Source organism: Stenotrophomonas sp. GD03877 (assembly GCF_029840555.1).
GTDB classification, from domain to species: Bacteria; Pseudomonadota; Gammaproteobacteria; order Xanthomonadales; family Xanthomonadaceae; genus Stenotrophomonas; species Stenotrophomonas geniculata.
On record NZ_JAOCCT010000066.1, the window covers coordinates 1 to 4,974 of the forward strand.

At 61.8% G+C, this 4,974-nt stretch carries 7 protein-coding genes and 1 pseudogene; 3 read left to right on the forward strand and 5 right to left on the reverse strand.

Translation table 11 applies throughout. The annotated features are described in order from the left end of the window. On the reverse strand, nt 1-543 hold a 543-nt coding region (locus N5D20_RS24490; RefSeq protein ID WP_279948145.1), incomplete at its 3' end, for a radical SAM protein. A gap of 194 nt (nt 544-737) precedes the next feature. Between N5D20_RS24490 and N5D20_RS24495 the strand changes: the two genes are divergently transcribed. After that, nucleotides 738-1,142 (forward strand): hypothetical protein, encoded by a 405-nt coding sequence (locus N5D20_RS24495; RefSeq protein ID WP_019337817.1) that lies wholly within the window; start codon nt 738-740, stop codon nt 1,140-1,142. Here the strand turns inward: N5D20_RS24495 and N5D20_RS24500 are convergent. After that, on the reverse strand, nt 1,136-1,465 hold the full coding sequence (locus N5D20_RS24500) for a hypothetical protein (RefSeq protein ID WP_019659894.1): 330 nt from the start codon (nt 1,463-1,465) through the stop codon (nt 1,136-1,138). The genes N5D20_RS24495 and N5D20_RS24500 overlap by 7 nt on opposite strands. A gap of 603 nt (nt 1,466-2,068) precedes the next feature. On the opposite strand from N5D20_RS24500, the gene N5D20_RS24505 reads away from it, so the two are divergent. Beyond that, complete coding sequence (locus N5D20_RS24505) at nt 2,069-2,443, forward strand: hypothetical protein (RefSeq protein ID WP_019659895.1); 375 nt, start codon at nt 2,069-2,071, stop codon at nt 2,441-2,443. A 45-nt stretch (nt 2,444-2,488) separates the two neighbouring features. Here the strand turns inward: N5D20_RS24505 and N5D20_RS24510 are convergent, their stop codons facing one another. After that, nucleotides 2,489-2,824 (reverse strand): hypothetical protein, encoded by a 336-nt coding sequence (locus N5D20_RS24510; RefSeq protein WP_019659896.1) that lies wholly within the window; start codon nt 2,822-2,824, stop codon nt 2,489-2,491. A gap of 202 nt (nt 2,825-3,026) precedes the next feature. Here N5D20_RS24510 and N5D20_RS24515 point away from each other — a divergent pair. Then, a pseudogene (locus N5D20_RS24515) lies at nt 3,027-3,306 on the forward strand (IS3 family transposase); the annotation flags it as partial. A 37-nt stretch (nt 3,307-3,343) separates the two neighbouring features. Here N5D20_RS24515 and N5D20_RS24520 read toward each other — a convergent pair. After that, entirely contained in the window at nt 3,344-3,919 is a 576-nt protein-coding gene (locus tag N5D20_RS24520) for a hypothetical protein (RefSeq protein ID WP_224328223.1), read from the reverse strand. 4 nt (nt 3,920-3,923) lie between these two features. After that, nucleotides 3,924-4,974: RHS repeat-associated core domain-containing protein (locus tag N5D20_RS24525; protein WP_279915261.1), on the reverse strand; the 1,051-nt coding region annotated here is incomplete at its 5' end.

Below are 4,974 nucleotides of genomic sequence, written 5' to 3' on the forward strand. Positions count from 1 at the left end.
ACGATCGCGCAGGTAGTCCATCCACTGCGGCAGCTCGTCGTCGTTCAGGCCACGCAGCAGCACCGCGTTGAGCTTGATCGCCGGCAGGCCCAGCGCCTGCGCCAAGGCCAGGCCCTGTTCGATCTCCGGCAGGCGGTCATGCCCGGTGATGGTCCTGAAGCGTTCGCGCTGCAGGCTGTCCATGCTCACGTTCAGCGCGGTCAGGCCGGCCCGGTGCCACCCCGGCAGGCGCCGCGGCAGCAGCGTGCCGTTGGTGGTGATGGCCACCTTGCGGATGCCCGGCACCGCCGCCACGGTGGCGATGATCTCATCCAGGTCCTTGCGCAGGCTGGGCTCGCCACCCGTCAGGCGGATCTTGCTCATGCCCAGCGCGGCAAACGCACGCACCAGACGCGCGATTTCATCCACCTGCAGGAAGCGCGGGCGGCCATCGGCCTGGTAACCGTTGGGCAGGCAGTAGCTGCAACGGAAGTTGCAGGCTTCGGTCAACGACAGGCGCAGGTACGGAAAGCTGCGTCCGAAACCGTCGGTGAGTTGGCTCATGGCTGGTCCACCTTGTTGCTCCACCGTCTTGCCTGTGCCCGGAACGGCCCGGATACCCTCGCCTGCTGGAACGATTGCCAGAGTACGCGGCCTTCAGTTCCATGGGCATGACTTAAATCAATCGTCTTCGGCCCCGCGCGGCAGGCGTTATGGCAGCATGCGGCTTTCCGTGCAGCGGGCGTGTGACAACCCTCATGATGATGAACGATTTCCAGCAACTGCTGCATGCCGCCGGCCAGCAGGCTGAACCGCAACGCTTGCTGTTCGTATTCGTGCGCGCCGAGCTGCCCGAATCGCCCACCGGTGACCAGCGCGACCGGCATGACCGCCGCGAGGGCGGCACCCTGTCGCCGGTGCTGTGCGTGGACAAGCTGCCGGACGAGGTGCCCAGCTTCCAGGCGCTGGCGGCCGAGTCGACCACCACCGGCATCGACTGGGACCTGGTGTTCGTGGCGGCACTGGATGGCAGAGGTGGTTTCGCACCCAACAGCGACGAAGCCGCGCGCCCGCTGAAGCTGATGGTCAACGCCATCCACGACGGTCAGATCGGCCGCTTCGCCGCCTTCGACCGGGGCGGCGAGCCTGTTCAGTTCTATTGAGCCACCAGCTGCAGGGTCAGAAAGAAGATCACCAGCACAGTGTTCAGCCCCCAGGCCACGGTCAGCCCGCGCGCCGCCACGCCCAGGTTGGGGTTGTGCGCGGTGGGCGCCGCCCGCCACACCGCCGGGATGATCCAGCCGGTATAGAGCAGCAGCACGGCAAATACCCCCAGCAGCAGCGGGGTGCGCTGGTTGGCCAGGGCCCAGAGGGCCACCGCCCACAGAATATTGCTGGGAATGACGCCCTGCAGCCAGAACACACTCCAAAGGCGGGAACGGCCCTGAGTGTCGGGGGTTGGGTGCAGCGAAGCGGTCGCGGTCATAAGTCTCCTTCTGTTTAGGAAACGTGCTGAACAAGCCTGCGCTTGGTGGCTAGGAACGTCAAGGAACAACGGAATCGGTAGCGCCGGGCCATGCCCGGCGGAATCCTCCATGTTCATGCGCCGTCGGCTCGCCGGGCGTGGCCCGGCGCTACCGGTCCTGTTATCCCTGTCGCCATCGCCCCTCCCCACCCGCCCCCTTCCTCCTTCCAACCTCGACACCTGTCGCAGATTGCACGGTGCGGGCGGATCACCGCGCCAGCCTGTGCTGGCAGTGCTTAACAGCGTGGGAGAATGCCGAAAGCGTCTCCAATCGAGTGATCTTTGCAACTCTTCTGATTGGCATTGCACAGCGCCACGGGCTCAGATGGCGTGCCACCGGAAAAGGGTGGCCGGGCTTCGAATCCCGTGTTGGCTTTGAGTAAGTGCGCTTGCCAGCCGGCGTCACCATGCGTGGCGCCGGCTGGCAATCCGTCTGCCGGCTATGGCGGGCGGTGCGTTGGGGGCGTTCGCGCCCGCCGGCTTGAAGCCAACCCGGATTCGAACCACGTACCGCCCGCCACCTTTCGGGTGGCGGCTACCGATTGCCCTGCACGGAGCCTTGCCATGAACGAATCGGACTTCCCGCATCTGCATGCCTACCGCAGCACCGCCCGCGGCGACGGTTCGCCACAGGCTGCGCCGGCTGTGGACAGGAACACCTTCATTGCCAACCTCAACCGCATCGGCTCTGGTGCGGCGGCCGACGGACAACCCTGGCCGGAGCGGCACCAGCTGCCCGGGCGCTGCCTGGCTCTGGCCGATGCCGATTGTGCGTTGAGCGGGTTGCGGGTGGTGCTGGAAATGCTGCTGGCGGCGGAACGCACGCGGCAGAACGGCGAACCGGAAGAGTACGTGGGCGACCGGGTGATGGAGGGATTGGTCATGGCCTGCCAGTCGTTGTGCGCGCAGGCGGTGGGGCGGTTGCAGCCCGAAGGGTGAACGCGATGCGCCACGCCCTTCGGCGAGGACCGCTTTCAGCAGGTGTCAGTGCTCGCTGAAAGCGCTCCTCAGATCGACCCCGATGATCGGTGAGAAGTCCACTTTGCACAGCTCCAGCTCGAAGAGCTGATCGTGATTGTCCAGGCACAGGGTGACTCTCACCGGCACGCCGTCGGCATCGGCAAGCATTGCAGTGGCAATGTCGCTTCCGAAGACCTGGGTCGTGCTGGACAGGAACACCACGCCTCCGAATCCGACGACCTCCACGTCCTCCACCTGGGCGAGCGCCAGATCCTTCAACAACCGTTCGGACAGCTCGGTCGCCCCAGGCAGCAGCCTGTGGATGAGGGAGACCTCGTCGGGGGTGAGGAATCTGGGCACGGGATGTCCTTCAGAGCACCGCGCCCGCCATCAGCAGATGCTCGATCCGCCATGTCTTGGCGTAGATGAGAATGACGCTTCCGGTCGAGCGGGTCTCGATACGGAAACACTTCAGGCCGGACAGCGGATAGCCGACCGCTTTCCAACGATCAAGAAGATCAGCAAGTCCCGGCTCGTTATCGTCAACCCTGGCGAACTCAATTCGCTCTTCACCCAGTAAAACTGGCAGAGCGTTCTGCGCGAGCAGACATCCTGTGCAGCATGAGCCGGATAGGAAACAGCCATGACAACGCATCGATGGAGAACTTCTTCCAGCGACAGTAGCGGGAACATACAAAGCAGAGGATCTAAAGCAATCACGACGAGACACGCGCAAACGTCGCCCTGCACATCGAGATGTTCTAGAACCCAAGACAGCGCCACCGCTCCAGCGACGAGCCGCCCCGATAAAGTTCGAGACGCAGCAGGCACTTGGCGGCTGATGGCTACCCGGGAAACACTGGACGATTAACCTTTGGATCAGGCGCCGCCCAGCTTCTTAACATTCTTCTCCTTCACCACGTCCAGCATCGATTTGACCGCCTCAACTCCAAGATTCAGGGCCACTATTAGAGAATCGCAAAGTTTCAGATCATGATCATCCAACGCCGGGACTAGTTCCTTCAGCAACTTCAGCGCTAGATCCGTCTTCCCCAATAGCGCCAATGCAGTTGCATGATTGATATGAGCGTGAGCACCTCTCAAGCCCCGCGTCTCGAGAAATGATGCAAATTCCATCAAGGTCATTGAAGACTTCGCTTCAATAACGTTTCGCAGCTCGATCGATGAAAGAATGCTCTCAACCACATCATCGTCTGCCATTTGATCCCTTCCGATAAACGGCCGATCCGCGATTCGGCTGCTGTAGGAAAGATGCGGCCCAAAGGAGTCAAACAATGGAAATACAAAATTCCATACATAGAGCCCCCTTGGGACGAACTCCAGAACAATTCCTTGTGCCACATAGTCATAGTCACTTCGGAAAAAATATCCGCTTGACCCGCCGATCAGGCCGGACCTTTTCCGCAGAAGGCTGCAAATGTATCGCTTGTTCATCTTATCAACGGCCTTCAGGCTTAAGTTCCACCACGAGAGTTCCCTCGGGGAGATTCTTGACGTACTTATTGTACTGATCCCAGGAGATGTAAGCCCAACCAGTCTTCAGATCGAAGATGGCTTGAGGTGCATCAACTGGGCCGTACACAGCGTCCGCCCGTGAGGACCCCGGGTACCCATACCTAACAACCCTACGGCCAGCGTAGCTCACCTCAGTCGCATACTGAGACGTCGGGCATGTGGTATCCACCAGGCGCTTGAACTCACTATGGATGAGCGTTCCGCGTATCCAAGGCAGTGAGCAACGCCATCCACAGGTGGCGTCGATGGTGGACGCTGCTTGGTTTGCCAGCCTCTGGAGCCGATTTCCGACCGCCTGCAACTCCGGTGAAACAGGTACGGCCTGAGGTATGTATTTTTTATCGGCCAAGCCTAGCGAATCGACACGGCCAGTGGGATCTCCGCTTCCATACGCGAACGAGTTCAGTCCACCCATCAACCCAATCGGATCGCTCTGGGTATACCGCCCCACTGCCGGGTCGTATTCCCTCCGATAGTTGTAGAACAGCCCACTCGCATCCGTCGCCTGCTGCCCGGCGAAGCGCAGCGCCAACTCGAACGCCACACCATCGCCATCCGGATCAAGACTCGGAATCTGGTTGCCGAACACCTCGCTCTTGTTGCTCCACTCCCATATCGAGACATTCCGCACCGGGTCGATCACCACGCGCGGCGTGCCCAGATGATCCGGCTGCACGTAGGCCAGCTCCGGCACGCCGGTAGCCGGCGTGTTGATCAGCGCCACCGGATAGTTGTCCAGCCAGATGGCCTGCTGCTGCGCCTGGCCCGTGGCCGAGTAGTTACCGAGCCACTGCCCGGCCTCGTCGTACAGGGTGATCTGAGCCGCACCACCGGCTGGGGTGCGCAGCACGCGCTCGCCGCGGTGGTTGTAGGCATAACTTTCCAGCACGGCATTGCCCTGCTTCACGGCGTTCATGCGGTTGGCATCGTTGTAGGTGAACGTCTTGCCGCCGATGCTGGTGGTGTTGCCCACC

Coding starts and splice junctions, on each gene's coding strand:
- N5D20_RS24495 (WP_019337817.1), top strand. CDS start 738: ATGATGATGAACGATTTCCAGCAACTGCTGCATGCCGCCGGCCAGCAG.
- N5D20_RS24500 (WP_019659894.1), bottom strand. CDS start 1,465: ATGACCGCGACCGCTTCGCTGCACCCAACCCCCGACACTCAGGGCCGT.
- N5D20_RS24505 (WP_019659895.1), top strand. CDS start 2,069: ATGAACGAATCGGACTTCCCGCATCTGCATGCCTACCGCAGCACCGCC.
- N5D20_RS24520 (WP_224328223.1), bottom strand. CDS start 3,919: ATGAACAAGCGATACATTTGCAGCCTTCTGCGGAAAAGGTCCGGCCTG.